This window comes from Flavonifractor sp. An82 (genome assembly GCF_002159265.1).
Taxonomy (GTDB): domain Bacteria; phylum Bacillota; class Clostridia; order Oscillospirales; family Oscillospiraceae; genus Flavonifractor.
In genome coordinates, this window is record NZ_NFHG01000026.1 from 1 (window position 1) to 19,090 (window position 19,090).

General features: G+C 57.1%; 16 protein-coding genes and 2 pseudogenes. 6 read left to right on the forward strand and 12 right to left on the reverse strand.

The genetic code is table 11. The features are described from left to right. Nucleotides 1-607: DEAD/DEAH box helicase (locus B5G34_RS16505; RefSeq protein WP_140397283.1), on the reverse strand; the 607-nt coding region annotated here is incomplete at its 3' end. Between the two features lie 202 nt (nucleotides 608-809). Continuing rightward, nucleotides 810-1,187, reverse strand: a pseudogene (locus B5G34_RS16510) (polysaccharide deacetylase family protein); the annotation flags it as partial. Between the two features lie 222 nt (nucleotides 1,188-1,409). On the opposite strand from B5G34_RS16510, the gene B5G34_RS16515 reads away from it, so the two are divergent. The 4 genes from B5G34_RS16515 to B5G34_RS16530 all read left to right on the forward strand — a co-directional run bounded on the left by B5G34_RS16515 (nucleotide 1,410) and on the right by B5G34_RS16530 (nucleotide 7,164). Further along, nucleotides 1,410-3,011 (forward strand): PucR family transcriptional regulator, encoded by a 1,602-nt coding sequence (locus B5G34_RS16515; protein WP_162609511.1) that lies wholly within the window; start codon nucleotides 1,410-1,412, stop codon nucleotides 3,009-3,011. Nucleotides 3,012-3,157: 146 nt separating this feature from the next. After that, on the forward strand, nucleotides 3,158-4,486 hold the full coding sequence (locus B5G34_RS16520; protein WP_087241841.1) for a cytosine permease: 1,329 nt from the start codon (nucleotides 3,158-3,160) through the stop codon (nucleotides 4,484-4,486). Nucleotides 4,487-4,516: 30 nt separating this feature from the next. Beyond that, nucleotides 4,517-5,611, forward strand: coding sequence for a DUF917 domain-containing protein (locus B5G34_RS16525; protein WP_087340153.1), 1,095 nt, complete (start codon nucleotides 4,517-4,519; stop codon nucleotides 5,609-5,611). Further along, nucleotides 5,611-7,164: a hydantoinase/oxoprolinase family protein gene (locus tag B5G34_RS16530; RefSeq protein WP_087340156.1), complete on the forward strand. Its 1,554-nt coding sequence runs from the start codon at nucleotides 5,611-5,613 to the stop codon at nucleotides 7,162-7,164. Before B5G34_RS16525 ends, B5G34_RS16530 begins: the two co-directional genes overlap by 1 nt. Before the next feature lie 169 nt (nucleotides 7,165-7,333). Here B5G34_RS16530 and B5G34_RS16535 read toward each other — a convergent pair whose 3' ends face one another. The 6 genes from B5G34_RS16535 to B5G34_RS16555 all read right to left on the reverse strand — a co-directional run bounded on the left by B5G34_RS16535 (nucleotide 7,334) and on the right by B5G34_RS16555 (nucleotide 14,941). Next, on the reverse strand, nucleotides 7,334-7,537 hold the full coding sequence (locus tag B5G34_RS16535) for a hypothetical protein (RefSeq protein WP_087340159.1): 204 nt from the start codon (nucleotides 7,535-7,537) through the stop codon (nucleotides 7,334-7,336). 115 nt (nucleotides 7,538-7,652) lie between these two features. Beyond that, complete coding sequence (locus B5G34_RS16540) at nucleotides 7,653-9,212, reverse strand: recombinase family protein (protein WP_087340161.1); 1,560 nt, start codon at nucleotides 9,210-9,212, stop codon at nucleotides 7,653-7,655. Between the two features lie 255 nt (nucleotides 9,213-9,467). Next, nucleotides 9,468-9,716 carry a hypothetical protein gene (locus B5G34_RS16545; RefSeq protein ID WP_087340163.1) on the reverse strand — a complete coding sequence of 83 codons (249 nt, stop codon included), beginning with the start codon at nucleotides 9,714-9,716 and terminating at the stop codon, nucleotides 9,468-9,470. A 232-nt stretch (nucleotides 9,717-9,948) separates the two neighbouring features. Next, nucleotides 9,949-11,793, reverse strand: coding sequence for a hypothetical protein (locus tag B5G34_RS18560; RefSeq protein ID WP_140397284.1), 1,845 nt, complete (start codon nucleotides 11,791-11,793; stop codon nucleotides 9,949-9,951). 118 nt (nucleotides 11,794-11,911) lie between these two features. After that, nucleotides 11,912-12,979 carry a DUF87 domain-containing protein gene (locus tag B5G34_RS16550; protein ID WP_087340165.1) on the reverse strand — a complete coding sequence of 356 codons (1,068 nt, stop codon included), beginning with the start codon at nucleotides 12,977-12,979 and terminating at the stop codon, nucleotides 11,912-11,914. Between the two features lie 15 nt (nucleotides 12,980-12,994). Then, nucleotides 12,995-14,941: a hypothetical protein gene (locus tag B5G34_RS16555; RefSeq protein WP_087340167.1), complete on the reverse strand. Its 1,947-nt coding sequence runs from the start codon at nucleotides 14,939-14,941 to the stop codon at nucleotides 12,995-12,997. Between the two features lie 428 nt (nucleotides 14,942-15,369). Between B5G34_RS16555 and B5G34_RS16565 the strand changes: the two genes are divergently transcribed. Further along, nucleotides 15,370-15,843, forward strand: a complete 474-nt coding sequence (locus tag B5G34_RS16565; RefSeq protein ID WP_162609512.1) for a relaxase/mobilization nuclease domain-containing protein — start codon at nucleotides 15,370-15,372, stop codon at nucleotides 15,841-15,843. A gap of 18 nt (nucleotides 15,844-15,861) precedes the next feature. Here B5G34_RS16565 and B5G34_RS16570 read toward each other — a convergent pair whose 3' ends face one another. Both B5G34_RS16570 and B5G34_RS16575 read right to left on the reverse strand, forming a co-directional pair. Continuing rightward, nucleotides 15,862-16,419: a recombinase family protein gene (locus tag B5G34_RS16570; RefSeq protein WP_087340174.1), complete on the reverse strand. Its 558-nt coding sequence runs from the start codon at nucleotides 16,417-16,419 to the stop codon at nucleotides 15,862-15,864. Next, nucleotides 16,416-16,691 carry a DUF6809 family protein gene (locus B5G34_RS16575; protein WP_087340176.1) on the reverse strand — a complete coding sequence of 92 codons (276 nt, stop codon included), beginning with the start codon at nucleotides 16,689-16,691 and terminating at the stop codon, nucleotides 16,416-16,418. Before B5G34_RS16575 ends, B5G34_RS16570 begins: the two co-directional genes overlap by 4 nt. 138 nt (nucleotides 16,692-16,829) lie before the next feature. Between B5G34_RS16575 and B5G34_RS16580 the strand changes: the two genes are divergently transcribed. After that, nucleotides 16,830-18,155: an ATP-binding protein gene (locus B5G34_RS16580; protein ID WP_087340178.1), complete on the forward strand. Its 1,326-nt coding sequence runs from the start codon at nucleotides 16,830-16,832 to the stop codon at nucleotides 18,153-18,155. 143 nt (nucleotides 18,156-18,298) lie between these two features. Here the strand turns inward: B5G34_RS16580 and B5G34_RS16585 are convergent, their stop codons facing one another. Both B5G34_RS16585 and B5G34_RS16590 read right to left on the reverse strand, forming a co-directional pair. Beyond that, the gene (locus B5G34_RS16585; protein WP_242957099.1) at nucleotides 18,299-18,535 is read right to left on the reverse strand and encodes a DUF3846 domain-containing protein; all 237 of its coding nucleotides are present in this window, start codon (nucleotides 18,533-18,535) and stop codon (nucleotides 18,299-18,301) included. Between the two features lie 40 nt (nucleotides 18,536-18,575). Beyond that, a pseudogene (locus tag B5G34_RS16590) lies at nucleotides 18,576-18,809 on the reverse strand (transposase); the annotation flags it as partial. Between the last annotated feature and the right edge of the window lie 281 nt (nucleotides 18,810-19,090).

Genomic DNA, 19,090 nt, shown 5'->3' on the forward strand with positions numbered 1-19,090 from the left:
CATCCATGCCCAGAAGGGAGCATATTTTTGAGCGGTAGGCTTCCGGTGCTGTAGCCGTAAAGGCGGCAACCACTGGGCGCTTTTTCAGGGTGGAGATCCATTTGCCGATCTTCAGGTAACTGGAGCGGAGGGTATAGCCCCAGTCCAGCACACAGTGGGCTTCATCCACCACCACCAAGCTGGGCGGATTGTTCTTGATGGCTTTTTGAAACGCTTCGGACTGTAAGCGTTCCGGAGTAATGTAGAGGAATGGAGCACTGAGGTCCAGCGCACATACAGGGCCGTCCGTGGTCACCGTGATACGACCGAAGTCCATGGGATGGTTGCCTGAGATCTGATCGGCGCGGATCCCTTTTGCGTTAAGCGCCTGCACCTGATCCTCCATCAGGGACAGAGTGGGCTCGATAACCAGGGTCCAGGTATAGTGCTTCTGGTGCATGACCAGGGCAGGTACCTGGAAGATGGCGGATTTGCCTGAACCGGTAGGTGCAATAACCAAAGTATTCCGTCTGTCCAAAATGCTGTTGATAGGTTGGATCTGGTACTTGCGTAAGGTCTTTAACTGAAGTGCGTCCATGGCTTCTCGAACGTCATAATTGATCTTCATACAAAAACACTCCCAACATGATGATTTGAGCTGTTTTGTGTAGCTCTATAATCATGTCAGGAGTGTTTCGATTTATAATGGCTTTTGGTGACCTGTTTGGTGAATTCACTCGTTTGGCGGGACATTGCATAAACCGCATGCAGAGGCGGGTAAACTCCATTTTCATCCATATTCGTGTTATCAGGGGGATACTTAATAGGGCTCAAAAACAGCTGCTATTCCTTGGGGCACAGCAGCTTGAAGCGGTTTGGGAACCATCCACATCCCACTGGATGGGCTCCATACCGATGGAGCGAATGGCGGAGATCACATGGTTATCATACTCCCCGTAAGGGCAGCGGATAAGGGTGGGGCGCACCCCGGTAATGGCCTCGATCTTGTCGTTGCAGGCCTCCACATCGGCCACGATCTCCTCGGTGGACAGGCTGTTGAAGTGGGCATGGGTGTTGGAGTGATTCATGATCTCATGGCCCGCGTCGTGAAGGGCCTTCACCGACTCGGGGTATTTGTCCACCCAGTCCCCCACCACAAAAAAGGTGGCTTTGATCTGATATTGGCCCAGAATGTCGATGAGCTGCTGGGTATCCTCGTTGCCCCAGGGTGATGTAAAATAGCGGCCCTTGGGGCTCTAAGGCTCCAGGAACCGCTGCCCGCTTCTGGTAAAGCCGGATAAAGCCTCATAAGGCGTCTGTACCTTTCTGCCGCCGGAGGAAAGCTGTCGCATTTCGCGGAAATCCGTGCTATGATAAAGGCAGTTGGCGGCATTCTATCCAGCCGCAGGGAACCGAGGTACAGGGGAGGCATGTTTGACATGAGTGTGACGGTGGCGGATTTATTGAAGCTGCCCAGCCTGCGCAACGCCCGCCTGGCGGCGGGGAGGGGCGGGCTGGACAGGCCGGTGTCCTCCATCTCCGTGCTGGAGTACGCCGACGCCAATGCCCTGCAGAGCGAGCTGTTTGAAAACAACGAGTTCTACGGAAGCGAGATTGTGATCACCGGCTTCACCAGCATACCCCGGGATGTGGAGGCCCAGTGCGCCAACATCCGCCGGCTGGCCGGGGCGGGGGAGGTGGGGCTGATCCTGTTCTATGTGGGCATCTTTATGCCAAAAGTAGACCGGGAGCTTGTCGAGCTGGCGGACAGCCTGGACTTCCCCCTCATCGTCATGCCGGAGAAGCAGATGAACCAGCGGTACTCCGAGGTCATCTGCGAGGTGATGGAGGCCATTTTCCGGGATCAGAACTCCGCCGCCGGCCTGGTGGGGGACATCCTCCAGCGCATGTCTCTCCTGCCCGAGCACCAGCGGACGCCGGACACCGTGCTCCGGCTGCTCAGCGACCGCATCCGGGCCTCCGCCGCGCTGTCTGACCGCGCCCGCCATGTGCTCAGCGCGGCCAACTGGCCCCGCACGCTGGAGTTCCGGCCGGAGCAGGTGCTGCCCGCCCTCCCCGCGCTGCCCCAGCCCTGGGGAGCGCCTATGGAGCTGGAGGGCGGCCGGTTTCAGCTCTACCGCTGCTCCCTGTCGGATACGGCCTCCGGCATGGAGCTGTTCCTGCTCAAGGAGGGGACGCCCCTCTCCCCGGAGACGGCCCGCCAGTCGGCGGAGGTGGTACGCCTGGCGGTGAACCTGTGGGGCCGGGGCCACGACCGGGAGGTGATGAGCGAGCTGGTGCGGGCCATCCTGCGGGACGAGCCGCTGAAGATGCGCCGCCTGGCGGACATCTTCCACGTGGACGTGGCCTCCATCCACAGCATGTGGGTGCTCCACAGCCTCCGGGCCCAGGGGGACTTTCCACGGGATGTGCTGCCCCTGGTGCTGGAGGCGCTGTCCCACGCCTGCGGCGCCCTGGTGGCGGACGCCTATGAGGGGGACGTGGTGGCCTTTATGGACTGGCTGCCCGAGGCGGCCGGCGCGGAGACCATGGCGGAGGCCCTCTGCGCCCAGATGGCGCAGGCCGGGCTGGACGGCGTGCTGGTCACCTGTCAGGATCTCACCACCACCGCCGACGTGCGCCGGGCCTATCTGGCCATTCGGAAGGCGCTGCCCGACGCCCTCCGGATCTGGCCCGGCCGGGGCCGGTACACCCTCCGGGAGATGGAGTTCGCCCAGACCTGTCGGGAGACGGTGGCCGCCGGCGAGGCGGCGGTGCAGCGGGCCCTGGCCCCCCTGGAGCCCATCCGGGCCCTGCGGGAGGGGGCGGAGCTGGTGCACACGCTGCAGCTCTATCTGCTGGACACGGATCGGAGCGTCACCCAGACCGCCCAGGCCCTTTTTGTCCATAAGAACACCGTCAAATACCGGCTTCAGCAGCTCGGCGCCAGGCTGGGGCACCCGGTGGCCAAGTTCCCGGAGGCCTTCGGGCTCTATACCGCCTGCGCGGTGGAGCGCCTGCTGGAGGGCTGAGGCGGGCGGGCAGGGCCGTCTCATTGTCCCTTGGGACAATGAGACGGCCCTGTTTTTCTGCCTGGAAACCAATTACTTTTTTGCTGTAAAGAGTTAAAATATTCCTCAAACCAGCGATACGCGCTGGATCGAGGAGGGATTTTCACATGAACAAGCAATCCGGCTTTGAGATCAAAGCGGAGCAGCGGCAGAGCTGGCAGTCCATCGCCCTGGTGTGGGCGGGGGGCATGATCTGCGTGCCCTGCCTGATGGTGGGCGGCGTGCTGTCCGGCGGGGGCCTGCCCCTGCCCCACATTGTGGCCGCCATTCTGATCGGCTACGGGCTGATCTGCGCCTACATGATCTTCATCGGCATGGCGGCCTGCGACACCGGGCTGCCCGTCTCCGTGCTGGCGGAGGGAGCCCTGGGCCGCAAGGGCGCCCGGTATATCATCAGCACCCTGCTGGCCATCGCCTGCGTGGGCTGGTTCGGCATCCAGTCCGCCACCTGCGGCCAGGCCTTCGCCACCATGACGGCGGACATGCTGGGGCTGGGGGCGGCCAGCCCCGCCATGGTGGTGGTCTCCTCCATTGTGTGGGGCGTCATCATGCTGGTCACCGCCTGCGCCGGCTTCAAGGGCCTGAAGTGGCTCAACTACCTGGCGGTGCCCCTGCTGGTGGTGGTGTGCCTGTACGGCCTCATCGCCGGCATCGTCCGCAATGACGGCGCCTCGGCCATCATGGCCTACGCCCCGGAGCAGTCCTCCGGCATGGTGTTCGGCATCTCCATGGTGGTGGCCTCCTTCGCCCTGGGCGGCGTGATCTCCGCCGACTACTGCCGCTTCGCCAAAAGCCGGGCGGACGTGGTCAAGTCCTCCATCCTGGGCGTGATCCCCGCGGGGCTGTTCATGCTGCTCACCGGCGCCCTCATGAGCATCGTCACCGGACAGTACGACATCTCCGCCATCCTGGCCAGCCTGGGGGTGCCCCTGTTCGGGCTGATCGCCCTGGTGCTGGCCACCTGGACCACCAACGTGACCAACGCCTACTCCGGCGGCCTGGCCCTGAGCAACCTGCTGGGCTTTGACGAGAGCAGGTTCAAGATCACCACCGGCATCGCCGGCGGCATCGGCACCCTGCTGGCCGCCTTCGGCCTGCTCAACGCCTTCCAGGGCTTTTTGTCCCTCATGTCCGCCCTGATCCCGCCCCTGGCCGGGGTGATCATCGCCGGCTACTGGGTGGTGGGCCGGGGCCGGCTCGACCGCTTCCAGCGGCGGGAGGGTTTCTCCGCCCCCGGCGTGATCGCCTTCCTGGCGGGAGCCGTCCTGGCCTGCATCACCGGCGGCACCTTCGCCAGCTTCCCCGCCCTGGTGGCCGCAGCCCCCTGGCTGAACATCCCCTTCTTTGTGGGGCCGGTGAACGGCATTGTGGTATCCCTGGTGCTCTATATGGTGCTGGACAAGCTTATGCCCGCCCCGGCCCCGGCCGAGGCATGACAGGCAGAAAACAAGAAGGAGGAACCCATTTTGCGACAGATCGGAATTCCCGAGATTGAGGACATTGCCCTGGGCGCGGCCCTGCTGGGGGCCGGCGGGGGCGGCGATCCCTATGTGGGCAAGCTGGTGGCCATCGGGGCGGTGAAGGAACACGGCCCCGTCACCCTGCTGGAGCCGGAGGAGGTGCCCGACGACGCCCTCATCGTGCCCATCGCCATGATGGGCGCCCCCACCGTCCTGTGTGAGAAGGCGGTGGGCGGCAGCGAGTACAAGACCCTCTACGACACGGTGTCCGGCTTCTTCGGCAAGCCCATCTACGCCTTCATGCCCATGGAGGCAGGCGGGGTCAACTCCATGCTGCCCATTGCGGCGGCGGCCCGGCTGGGCCTGCCCCTGGTGGATGTGGACGGCATGGGCCGGGCCTTCCCGGAGCTGCAGATGGTCACCTTCACCATCGGCGGCGGCTCCGCCACCCCCATGGCCCTGGTGGACGAGAAGGGCAACTCCTGCATCTTCAAGACCATCACCAACAAGTGGACGGAGGAGCTGGCCCGGGCGGTGACCATGGCCTGCGGCGGCTCGGTGTCCGTGTCCCTCTACCCCATGGAGGGGGCCTTCATGAAGCGGTACGGCGTCCACGGCATCGTCACCCGCAGCCAGAACCTGGGGGCCGCCATCCGCCGGATGAAGGAGGTGGCCGACGGCACGCCGGAGGAGGAGTTTTTCCGCTTCACCGGCGGCCACAAGCTGTTCCGCGGCAAGATCGGCGACGTGCTGCGGGAGGTGCGGGGCGGCTTCAACTTCGGCAAGGTGATGCTGGAGGGCATCTACGAGTACAAGGGACGCCAGGCCTTTGTGGAGTTCCAGAACGAAAACCTCACCGCCACGGTGGACGGGGAGATCCTGGCCACCACCCCGGATCTGATCTGCCTGGTGGACACCGAGACCTTCACCCCCGTCCCCACCGACGCGCTGAAATACGGCAAGCGGGTGCTGGTGGTGGGCCTGGAGTGCTTCCCCCTGTGGCGCACGCCGGAGGGGCTGGCCCTGGTGGGGCCCCGGTACTTCGGGGTGGATACCGACTATATCCCGCTGGAGGAGCGGTGCAAGGGAGGCCGCGGCTGATGTATAAATTAGGAATTGACGTGGGCGGCACCAATACCGACGCGGTGCTCATCGACGAAAACCTCAAGGTTGTGGCCAGCGTAAAGCGCCACACCACCCCCGACGCCTACGACGGCATCCTGGACGCCGTCCGCGCGGTGCTGGAGGAGTCCGGCGTGGATCGCAGGGAGATCGGCCAGGCCATGCTGGGCACCACCCAGTGCACCAACGCCATTGTGGAGCGCCGCCACCTGGCCCCCATCGGCGTGCTGCGCATCGGCGCCCCCGCCACGGTGGGCATCCCGCCCATGGTGGACTGGGCGGAGGATCTGCGCTCCATCGCCGTGGACACCGCCGTCATCGGCGGCGGCTTTGAGTACGACGGCAAGGAGCTGGCCCCCTTTGATGAGGAGGCGGCCCGCGCCTTCTTCCAGGGGCTGAAGGCCAAAGGGGTGCGCTCGGTGGCCATCTCCTGCGTGTTCTCCACCGTCCGGGATGACCATGAGCGGGCGGCCGCCAGGCTGTGCCGCGAGGTGATGGGGGAGGACGTCCACGTGTCCGTCTCCAGCGAGATCGGCTCCATGGGCCTCATTGAGCGGGAGAACGCCACCATCCTCAACGCCGCGCTCTACCAGGTGGCCCAGTCCTTCACCGAGGGCTTCGCCCGCTCCCTGGCCGACCTGGGGGTCACCAATGCCCAGGTCTACCTCTCCCAGAACGACGGCACCCTCATGACCATGGACTACGCCCGGCGCTACCCCATCCTCACCATCGCCTGCGGCCCCACCAACTCCATCCGGGGGGCCAGCTATCTCAGCCGCCTGCGGGATGCCATCGTCATCGACGTGGGGGGCACCACCACCGATCTGGGCGTGATCCAGCACGGCTTCCCCCGGGAGTCCGGCGTGGCGGTGACCATCGGCGGGGTGCGCACCAACTTCCGCATGCCCGACGTGGTGTCCATCGGCCTGGGCGGCGGCTCCATCGTGCGGCAGCAGCCCGACGGCACGGTCACCGTGGGCCCCGACTCGGTGGGCTACCGGATCACCGAGGAGGCCCTGTGCTTCGGCGGCGCCGTCTGCACCGCCACCGACATCGCCGTGCGGCTGGGCATGACGGAGCTGGGCGACCGGGAGAAGGTCATGGGCCTGGACGAGGGCTTTGCCCGCAAGGCCCTGGCGGCCATCACCACCCTGGCGGAGGATGCCCTGGACGCCATGAAGGTGTCCGCCGGCGACGTGGATGTGATCCTGGTGGGCGGCGGCTCCATCATCCTGCCGGAGAAGCTCTCCGGCGCCCGCAGCGTGGCCAAGCCCGCCGAGGGCGGCGTGGCCAACGCCATCGGCTCGGCCATCTCCAAGGTGTCCGGCACCTGCGAGAAGCTGGTGGATTACAATGAGTTCCCCCGGGAGCAGGCCCTGGAGCAGCTCAAGGCCGAGGCCGTGGAGCTGGCGGTGCAGGCCGGCGCCGTCCGGGAGACCGTGGAGATCATCGACGTGGAGGACGTACCCCTGCAGTACTACCCCGGCAATACCTGCCGGGTGAAGATCAAGGCCGCCGGGGACCTGGCGTAAGACCATGGAGTCCCGCCGGGCTGCGTGAACATTCATTCCAAGCTATACCTCCCCGGCTCAATTGAGTCGGGGAGGTTCCTTACTGTCTGTGCCGTCTCTGTGTGTTATGCTCAGAGCTGGCATCAGATGCAGAAGCATACGTACAAGGGCACCGTGTCTGTTTTCCATGTCAAATTTTTTGTGGACAGCTTGACGGCGTACTCCGGTTGAAAGGCCTTTTGATATCGCCGCTGTCCTGGCTGGAGAAACTGGACAGGGTGTCGTAGAGCTGTCTGGGGCCGTCCACATGTGCGCTTTTTACCTCCACGCTCTGTCCTTTCGCCTTCTGTCTGCAAACCGTTTTGACAAACTTCAGCAGTTCTAATGCCGGCATGGGATGTCCTTCCTATTTTGATTTACAAGCGGTTTAGCAAATCCTCTTTGCAAATGCAACCGAATTTTGCAAAAAAGAAATTGAATTTTCAAAATAAGTCGGGAGGGATTACGGCTCAGACCGTAATCCCTCCCTCCGCCTCCAGAAGCCCCAGCTCGTTAGAGAAGGTGTATGTAATCTCAACGTGTCCATCCTCGAAGATTCGGATCTGTTTGATCGTCTCTGCCACAGTGACGCGATCCAGTTCGGTCAGCTTCCCATAGCGGAGCAGCGCCTCCACCCAGGGGTGGTGCAGCGGGTCGGACTCCACAGCCTGGGAGAGCTGCTCCATCTGGACATGAAGGGCCTTTTCCTGTCGCTCATAGTCCTCCCGGTAACGGAGATAGTCCTCCCGGCCCAGCAGGCCGTCCTGGTAGTCCTCATAGGAGCGCTTTTTGCGTTCCCGTATCCGCTCCAGACTGATCTCCAGCCGGCTTTGCTCCGCCTGAAAATTCCGCCGGGGGCACTCCGCCCGCTCGTCGGCCAGCTTCTTCCAGTCCTGGACAGCGGCGATGATGCGGTTGAGATCCGCCAACACGATTTCCTCCAACACCTTGTGGGAGATACTGTGCTTGCTGCACACGGTGGGGCCATAGCGCTTGTAGGAGCCGCAGTTGTAATAGATGCCGCCGGCGCTCCGGGTCTTGACCATGGCCCGCCCACAGTCTCCGCAGCGGAGGAAACCGGCGAAGGGGCTCTGGTTCTGTTCAAAATTCAACTGGCGGGTCCGCTTGCCAAGAAGTTCCTGCACCCGCTCCCACTGGGCGCGGTCAATGATGGCCTCGTGGGTGTGGGGAACCACCGTCCAGTCTGCCCGCGCCTTCTGTTTTGCTTTGCCGTGCATGGTGGGGCGTAAGGCGCGGCCCTGTTCCATATCCCCCACATACATCTGGTTTTGCAGGATACGGTGGACCGTGGCGTAGGTCCAGTAGGTGGTCTGCCCCAGCCGCCGGCCGTTGTGGTAGCGTTCACCGGAGAGCCGCTTGTACTCGCTGGGGCTGGGAACCCCCTCTGCATTGAGCAGCTTGGCAATTCTGACTTTTCCCTCTCCCTGCTCGAAGAGATCGAAGATCCGCTGTACCACCTGGGCCGCCGGAGGGTCGATCAGCAGATGATTGTGGTTGTCCAGGTCCTTCCGATACCCATAGCTGGCGAAGGCCCCCACAAACTCGCCCCGCTGCTGCTTGGTATGGATGGCGGAGCGCACCTTGTCCGAGATGTCCCGGGCGTACTGGGTGTTGAACAGGTTCTTCATGGGCAGGAGCATATCATAGCGCCCCCGTTCGCTGTCCACGTGGTCGTTGATGGCGATGAAGCGTACCCCCAGGGCGGGGAAGACTTTCTCCAAATAGCGCCCCACTTCGATATAGTCCCGGCCAAAGCGGGACAGATCCTTCACCAGCACACAGTTGACCTTCCCCTGGCTGATGTCCGCCTCCATGCGGCGGAAGGCGGGGCGGTCAAAGTTGGTGCCGGTATAGCCGTCGTCCGCATAGTAGTCCGCCAGTTCCAGCTCCGGATGCTCCGCCAGATACTGCTCCAGCTGCTTGTGCTGGTTGGCAATGCTGTCGCTCTCCACCTTGTCGCCGTCCTCCCGGGACAGGCGCAGATACGCCGCCGTCCTCCAGATTTCCATGACCGCCCCACCTCCTTCCTGTCACAATGTCGGTATGTACCGGGGCTTACTTGCTGTGGGCCTGGATCAGGGCCCGGAGCAGCTCCTCCGGGCTCTTGTCCCCCTCAAAGCAGCGGGAGATCCGCCAAGCATCGTTTCTGTTGTTCTGAGCGGCCTGCGGTGCCATAGCCGCCGCCTCCTTTCTGTGTCAGGATACTCTAGGGTATGGGCCTTCTGGGGCCGGTATGCAGCCCCGGCAGGCCCATACAAGTGAGATCATGAGTTAATGATGCGCCTAGGGGTGGAAACCATTTCGTTCAGCCGGCAGTGTTCCGGCAGCAGGCACCCAGGCGGGGCGGCCTCGGCGAGATGCTCTAGAAGGTACTCCTCGGCGGATTCAAAGTCCCCGAACTCCAGGATGAGGACCTCGCCGCACATATAATGCCCACACAGAAGGGCGTTCGCATAGTCGCCGGTGATAATACCGCCGTTTCCCCCAGCGGTTACATAGTAGGACTCTTTCATATTGGCCTCCTGTCGTTTCATGTCAAGGTACGAGATAGACAGGGAATGACCGCCCGCTGCCGGCCGCGTTCAGCGTTATCCCTGAGCTTGTTGCTGCTGTTCAAACTGATCAGCCCGTCCAGACGCGATCAGTATAGCAGAGAGGGATACAACTGGTCTTCGATTTAGCGGTCCGTTTTGAGGGAAAAAACTGGTCCGCATCCTGTTGAGATGCGGACCAGTTAAGCCTGGCTCATATTGGCATATCGAAAAAACCTTTATCGTCACAATATAGCGAACGGTGAACATCATTAAAAATCTTAAAAATGCCCGCCTTCTCCCTTAGTTTCACATTTATTTTTGCTTTAGACAAGACCCTGGCCTCTTCTATAAGGTCTTTAATTCCCGGATCTTGGTGAGTTAAACAAAATCTGAGATAGGGCGCGTCGGAACAATTAACTCCAGATACAGAGAAGGGCTTAACTTCTGCATGAGACGCTATTACATGGAGACCGTAATCGCCTATGCGTAAATCCATGTATGCAGCTGGCCAAAATACGTTACCCCAGGAATTATCCGGAAATATCAAAGAAGGATTCCTTATGGTTTCTCCCAGAATATGGCCAATAGGGTCTATAGAATAGCAATAGGAACTATATGGTTCCCATAAGGGCATTTCAATTCCGCACATCGTCCCCGCGCTGGAAATATTAGGATAATCAAGCTGGTTAACTTGAATTTTATTGTACTCACTCGAAATTAGCGCTCCAAATATATCGACTCCCCTCTCAATCCACTGCTCTTTAGACGCTGGCCTTAGACTATGGGGGATTACAATATCATATATGCTTGGCAATTGACGTGAAATTGTTTGAATATCCTCTAATCCGATACAAAATTTATTGAGGTCACATATTACTTTCCTAAGGCATACAATTCTCCAGTATACCGCTGGGCAACGAATAATAAAATGCCTAAATCTTTTAAGAGCTTCGAGTATACATGGCTCAAAACAATTTTTCCAACGTTCCGAACCATCTAAATTTGATGTCGATACTCCAGCGCGATGTTCGTTTTCTTCTTCAATCGTCTTTATACATGATGCCAATTCCGCTACCAAAGATACACCAGAGCACATTTCATAATACCAAGCATCTTCATCACAAAAGGGGTCTTCACTATGTTTACTAAGCTGTCCTTCAGCTGTTGCACGATTTTGATATATAAATGAATGAACCATTTCAGCCCGGCCCCGCTTGGCTATAAACCGGCCGTATGCTTCTAAACGCCCATCTTGACAAATTGGGAGGGTACGAAATACTTCCCTTCCCCTTTGCTTACCTATTTTTTCCGTAGTATATTCAATTTGGAAGGGTGCGCCTTCTTGTAATTGTTTTCGCTTGGAATTGCACATATTGAAGATTGATGCGCACCATTTTGGCAAATCAATTTCAGATATATCCTTAACAGGATTATCTATCCCTTTATGAAGACGCTTTCGGCGGCATGATAAATACTTTAGTTGAGGAAGATCGTATATTACAAAATAGTGAGCTGGTTCCATTAAATAAGAAAACTCTCTCTTTTCGGAATTTTCTAATATTTCAGAAAACTGCTGGATTACTTCACCAGCTTTTGTTTGACACAAAACATCATCTAGTTCTTTGCCCTGGTCTAAACTTATCAGCTGGTTGGTGGTCTTCTCTATCAATTCTTGTATTTCCGATGTGTTATAATGGAAAATATTAACTAAATTCCCCCTTTTCTTGGCTTGTGCTTTTTGATTTGCAGGAATTGAAGACTTCTGTAGAAGATAGTGCTTGAGGTTATAGTCACGGCATTTTATGGCCTCTTCTTTAATTGCATTTTGGCACAGACCACATTTTATAGTCTCTTTTTTAAGAGAATCGAAACATATGTTGCTGGGGCTTTCTATAAAGTTGATTAACCATTTTTTATAATCATTTGGAATTTTTTGTTTATCAGATGGTGGCTGACATGACATTTCAAATACTTGTTTTCTAATAGTTCCCATAAGCAGTTTCTCCAATGCTTGTGATTTGCCAGTAGGCTCCCCTACAGTTTCGTGACTATTCATCCCTATATCTCCTCCCTGGCCCATATGTATTATTTTTTGCTAAATTGATCCTGTAATTTAAAAATATCCCTTGGATCGGGACCCATTTAGGGCCCCGATCTCAGGATTTAGCAAAACTTTAGCAGATCTTCAGGTCTTCCGCGCTTTCTGTGGGAGCGCCGCTGGCTGACGGCGCACCCCCTATCAAGCATTTGCCCTGTCCATCCTGATAGAGAAAGTACCCTACCTCCAACCGTGAGATCAATTGCATAAAGGCCTTCCGCTGTTGTGATGTTGAACTCAGTGTCTTTGCCAACTTACAGACGTTCCGGTCGTCTGGATAGAAGTAGACCCTCAGCGCAGCCTGATCCAGTGCCTTCAGCGCATCTTCATCGTCGATCCACTGCGAAGCAAACCAACCACTAAGGTGGTACTTGCGGCCCTCCCGCAGAATCCGTGTGAGGATGCTCTCCTCGCGGAACCGAAATCGTTGGCACTCGTCTACCACGACGACCACCGGGCAAGTATCATTTCCGGAGGACAGCTTCTCTCCCCACAGATCTGCCAAGAGCACCTCCGTGATGACCGTCTGAACCGCCCGATCCAAAATTGTGTCAAATTGCAACACTTTGATACCGGGTTCCCGCAACTTCCAATCCACACCATGTCCACTGCCAGGAAAGAACCGGCCCAGGTCACGGAGGCGGGCTGTGGTGGCTTCCATTTTCCGTGCTCGCCCCTGCTCCATGCAGATCCACTCCGCAAGGTTGGAAAAGCTGGGGGCTGTCCCGGCAGTACGAAGATATTCTGCTGCCGCGTCCCGCAGATACACCGGCTGAGCATTCCCCTTGATGCGGTATGCGTCCATGATGATCCCCGATAGCCTGGCGGCAACATCTTCAATCTCCTCCGTATACTGTGCGCTCAGTGGAAGACGACGAAAAGGATTAAGCTGTGCAGCGAACTCCCGTACATTGACGGCCTCCCAATGAGCAGTGTCAAGCGTACTGCTCTGCCGATAGTCTCCAGAGCAGTCGAAGACAATACAGCGTACACCCTGACTAGGAAGCTGTGCGATAAGCCCTCGGAGAAGGTAGCTTTTCCCCCTGCCGCTTTGACCGGACAGATAGACATGGGAATTGCTTGCATCATCCCACTTAAGCGGGGCCCCCTCGCGGGAGTACCCTACAAACAAGGTAAAATCCATGATAATCCCTCCCTTCTATGACAGTTCAGGGGAAGGCTCGCCCGGCACACCGATCAGTTCGCGGTCAACAGAGTACACCTGCAGATAGCGGCGCTGACCATAGGCATTCCGGGCCGACAACCTGGTTGTGTATGACGCGGCGTTGGTACGCTTTCCCTTCAGCAGCCCTCGGCGTGCCAGCTCGCGCTTTACCGCCACCGGATCACAGTCAGCCTCCAGACAAATTGCCTGAAACGCCGCTCTGTCGAATGCATAGGCCTCCGCGTTACGATAGACAGCCCCATAGGGCGGTTGCTGGGTCCACGACTGCCCCCATTGGTATAGGACGAGCTTTTTTTCACGGATTAATTTCCGCGCCGCTTTGGCAAAGAGTTCCGCTAAGCCATCTGTCAGCTCCTGCCTGCAGGAACTTGTCACTAAGGCCTGGATCAGCTCATCTTCCCAGGTGTCGCCGACCACCTCGCCCAAGGAAAGCGAAAGATATTCATAGAATTCCGTCAGGAAGGAGGCCACTCCCCGCAGAACCCCAAGCACACTTCCACAGTCCGTTGACAGTTCTAGGTCATCTGCGACCCGGCGGGCTGAAATACCTCCCTGCTGAAGGCATCTCTGAAGGTCGGAAATGTGCTGCACCGTATACGCCGCCAGCGCCGACCAGTACTCTGCTTTGAATCCATCCGAGCAGAGCTGTTCGCAGAGGGTTAAGTCAAAGGCCTCCCTCTCCATGTGGATCGGAATCATCTCTGTCCATTCACCCAGTGGCGAGTCCTCCCGGCCCAGGACGACCGAAAGTGCGTGAAATGGAACCGTACTATCGCCGGGCAGATGCACGCACCTGGTGTTTTGTGCATCGCTCAACTGCTCCAAGTTCTTTAGGCACGACTTCCCAACGTCTGTTTCACGCACCAGCAACAGGTGATCCTTACACCCTGCCAGCTGTCTGCAGAATTCGGCTGGGTCAGCAGAGAGGGGGATAACTGCCTCATTGTTAAGACTCAGAAGTTCTGTGAGATAACACTCCTCAGTCCCTCCCGGCACACTGAGATACAGAGCTCTGGGAATATGGTACTGCCATTCGTTTAATAGTGTAGCCAAGAAGCCGCTATGGAGCCACAGAAACAAAAGGCTACGCATTGCCGGGTTCATGATCGCTGAGAACGCTTTCATCTGGTTCTCGGCGGCGGTCTGTGCCGCGGTAAAGGGAGGGGTCTTTGGCCGCTCAGGCTCCTGGATTGGAACCGAACAACCCCCGCTGGCTCGAAAACCAGAGAAAATCCGAAAGTCCCACAGGTTTTCCATTTTTTCCCATCCAGCAAGGTAGGGGATATATACCGGTATCAGCATGGAATCCGCTTCGCTGCGGATCAATGCCATTGTATGCCTCAAGGAGCTATACAGCAGAATCTTCGAGTTGGTGTGCTGCTGAAGGCTGTGTATGAGCTTCTTGTCGTTGAAGTACACATCCTCGCTGATCAAGAGCGGCTCGGTCACACAGCTGAAGGTCAGCTCGATGTGAGGCGTCACCTGATACGGTTCAGCAAACTGCAGGAGTCTGGCCTCCAGGAAGACGAAATCTGTGATCCGCTGTGGCTTCCCGCTTGGAAGCATGACCAGGTAGCCCTTCTTATCCGGGCTGTACAGCCTCTTGAGGGCCTCCTCCTTCAAAGCGCTCCTTTTTTCTACTTCCCGCAAACGTTGCCGATACTCATCAATCGTTTCCTGCATCTGTATCGCAACTTCTGGGGCTACCCCCCACGACTGCACCACTACCGGCGGTTGAGCGTTGGGCATCGGCTGCGGAAAACCCTGTGCAGGAATCTGGGATGGAGGGAACGGCTGCTGAAATCCGGGTACTGGCGCCTGTGAACCTGCTGGCGGCACTTGTTCATATGTGCGGCGAGTATACCGGATGTCCAACTGCTCGCACTGACTTCCCTGACCCGTGTAGTTTGCCTGACTCATAATGATGCTCCCTTCTGCCGCTCCTGTTTCTTGCGGCCCATATGACTTTCTCCAGACTGGCCTCGGAGGCCTTGCCGGAGTTCAGCCATAGTTTACCATCTATGGTCTCAGGAGGCATCGCTGTTGCGGTCCAGATTTCGCGAAAAAAACGGACCGCTATATGCACATATTATGTCGGCCCCAAATGCCAGGGATTGCTTACCTGTCGTCGCCAACATTGGTATAGGGTTTTCTCTTGCCTTTATCGGGAGTGAGAAATTATTTTTGATTACGGAACAACATAGAAGTAAGGGGCCCCTGGGGAAGGTTTTCCTTCCCCTTGTGACCATTAACAAAGCAGAAAACAAAATACATGATTGTTAATGAGAGATTATTACCACAGTATAAAAGAGAAAGGAAAAATAAAATCCATACAGGAGATGAGGACAATGTCCACCTATAAGGTCTTTGGCTATCAGGAACATCACAAGTTTTATGATGAAAATGCCTATTGGGATGCTACTCATTATATCACAAATCCGCAGAAAGCGGTCTATACAGGCGGCTGCAATCTTACATCACTGGATACTGCGTCGAAAGAAACGGAGGAAACAGCCGAGTCCTTCGGGAAAAACAGTGGTAAGCGCATACGCCATTCAGAGCTAAGTTTTTCCAGGGAGGAAGGGGTGACAGCAGAGCAGGCCAATCAGTTTGCCCAGGCAATCATCCAGCATTACGCACCAGAGTATCAGATTATGTATGCTGTACATGACAACACCGAGAATGTCCACATTCATTTTGTTATGAACCAGATTTCTTATGTGGACGGGCACCGCTATCAGGGAAAGAAAAAAGACTATTATGATTTTATGCGCCACATCGGAGCTGTCACTCATCTTCCGGTCATTCCTGTCAGATCTTGACTGTTTTCTTCATATCTCCTATCCTGAATTTCTGGCCCGATAGAGCGTGGCCCTCTTGATGCCTGTCAATTCTTCAATCTCCGCCACGGTGTGCTTCCCGGCCTCGTAGAGTTTCAGCGCCTGTTGAAGCTTACGCTGGTCGCACCGGGGCCGTCCGCCCTTCCTTCCACGAGCTCTGGCCGCTTTCAGGCCCTCACGGGTGCGCTCAGCAATCACATCCCGCTCAAACTGGGCCAGAGCAGACATGAGGGTGAACAGCAGCTTGCCGGTGGAGGTGCTGGTGTCGATCTGTTCCTTCATGCTCACCAGCTGTACCCCCTTCTCCCGCATCAGCTCCACCAGCTCAATCAAGTCTTTGGTGCTCCTGCCCAGCCGGGACAGGGATTCCACGATTACCACATCCCCAGGGGCGATATGGGCCAACAGCTTGTTTAGCTCCGGCCTGTCCCGCTTGGTGCCGGTCATTTTCTCCTGAAAGATGATCTCGGCCCCCTGCTGGCAGAGCATGTCCAGTTGCCGCTCCAGGTTTTGGTCTATGGTGGATACCCTGGCATAGCCGATCTTCTGGTGATTCACAGCTTCAACCCTCCCCGCAGTAGCTCCAGGATGATGCGGACTGCAAGGTAAAACCCTCTGTCGAACTCCATCCTCCTCTCCCACTCGTGGTAGCTGTCCTGCTTGTTTAGAAATGTCTGCCACTTCTCCCGGAGTTCCTGGGGGATGCGGACGTTCACGTCTTCCTTTGCGTCGATCACCTTCTCCCCCTCCTCGGCGTACTGGTACGCCTCCTCCTGCTCCATGGGGATGTTTAGCTCACTCTCAAAGAGCCATTGCAGAATTGATTTCATGCTAATATAACCTCCAGTCAAAAAATATGGAACATGCGACGCTGGCCGCCCATTTTGTTGCTTGCATATTTCTATCAATGGTGATACTATGTAGTAAATAGAGATAATTTTGAAAATATCGAAATGAGGTGCATTCCGGTGAAGTATGAGGAAAGCCCGATTCTAGAGCTGAAGGAGATCATCAACACCGACTTCAAAAAGGAGATTGTCGCCCTTGCCAACACAGACGGCGGCGAGATTCTGGTGGGTGTCGCCCGGGACGGGACGGTCACGGGTGTAGAGCATCCGGAATCCGAGATGGAGAAAATCGGGAACATGATCCGGGATGGAATCAAACCGGATCTGACCGCCTATACCTCCATTGAGGCAGTGAACACGGAGGGAAAGACCATCATCCGGGTTGCAGTGACCCGAGGACTGAAGCGTCCATACCACCTGTCTGACAAGGGGCTCAAGCCTTCCGGTGTCTTTGTGCGTCACGGGGTCTCCTCGGTGCCCGCCACAGATGAGTTCATCCGGGAGATGATCAAGGAGAGCGACGGAACTGTATTTGATAAGATGCGGTCCGTCAACCAGGATCTGACCTTTGACTATGCCAGCCGATATTTTGCCGAACGGAATCTGGCCTTTGATGACGCACACAAGCGGACTCTGGGGCTGATGGACGAGGATGGCTACTACACCAACGCGGCACTGCTCCTCTCCGACCAGTGCGGGCACATCATTCGCTGTGCGGTTTATGATGGGGTCACTAAGAGCACGTTCAAAACCCGGAAGGAGTTTTCCGGTTCCCTTCTGCGGCAGGTGGATGAGACCTACGACTTCCTGACTCTGAATAATGGCCTGCGCTCCGGCTATGACGGCCTGCGCCGCATCGACTATGCAGACTATCCGGATGCGGCTCTCCGCGAAGCTCTGCTTAATGCGGTGGTCCATCGGGACTACGACTACTCCGGCAGCATTATCATCAATGTCTACGAAAACCGGATGGAGTTCATTTCCCTGGGCGGCCTGGTCAAGGGACTGACCCTGGCCGATATCAAGGGAGGCGCTTCCCAGCCCAGGAATATGATCATCGCCAATGTTTTCTACCGACTGGAACTGATCGAGAGCTACGGCACCGGTATCCAGAAGATCATGGAGAGCTATGCCGGCTCTGGGATGGAACCGGTTTTCGCCCCAGCCCCGGCCTCCTTCGTGGTCACCCTTCCGAACCGGAATGCCGTGGGTGCGGAGCAAGGGACCGTATCGTCCGATGCGGTCAGATTCGACCCCACCCTGAGCCAGGAGGATAATGTACTGCGCCTGTTGCGTGCAAAGGGCTCTATTACCCGTAAGGACGTAGAGGGCTTCCTCGGCTGCTCCGCGTTCCCCGCCAGCAATGTGCTGAAGCGGCTGGTGGCGGAGGGGAAGCTCATCAAGGTCGGTGCGGCCAGGAGCACCCGATATGAACTGGGCTCCTGAGCCATTTTCAAAAAGAGCTTTTCCGCATCGTCTCAGAAACGCACGGCAAGTGAGACATAGATTTTGATACGGGTTTTGAAACAGAAACAGGGGCCTGGAAGGGCGATTTTGACCCCTCCCGGCCCCTGTTTCATAAACGATGGTTATTGATCCGGCAGGCAGATGATCCGGCCGCCAATGTTGAGGAACAGCTCCGGGCGGGCAAACCGCCGTTCGTAACGGCTTATCTGCTCCTCGGTCAGGCTCGCCAGTGTGTCGCTGTCTGCTGGAGCACCACACAGGAAAAAGGTTCCGCTGACAATATCATAGATCCGGCCTTCTTCATCCCTCAGTGCCCGGTTCAGAGGCAGGTTTAACAGCTTCCCCGCCTCGTTGCACACCAGGGCCACCGGTTCGCTGAATGGGTAGAGTATCTGGATACCGGGTCAGATGCCGCAGTTCCCGGAAGGTCTTATCTGGGATAAAACTTCCCTTTAGTAATCCGGCACGGAGTAATGTGGCGATCCATTGCGCGTCCCGCATATCCGTTTTACGCCCAGGCACATTCTTCATGTGGCGGGCATTCACGACCAGAATGCTGATCTGCCCATCAAAACATGGCTCCAGCATTTCGTAAATAGGCTGCCAGTAGATCCCGGTGCTCTCCATAGCGACATACGCCGATTTCGAAGGACGTTATGTTAAAAAAGTGTTTGAGACGCAAAAATAGGTGGAAAAAGTACCGCATTCCATTGGAATGTGGTACTTTTATGGTTGTGGAGGAATGGTTTGAATCACCGACCTCCGGGTTATGAGCTGATGCCGACGGTTCAATCTGTTGGTTTCAGGCACTTTTCAGCCCTTTTTGTTCCGGAAATCTGCCAAATCCCGGAGGCCTTATGCGTTCTGTTCCGCACGAATTTTTCCTGTTCTGGGTCAGATTATGGGTCAAAGTT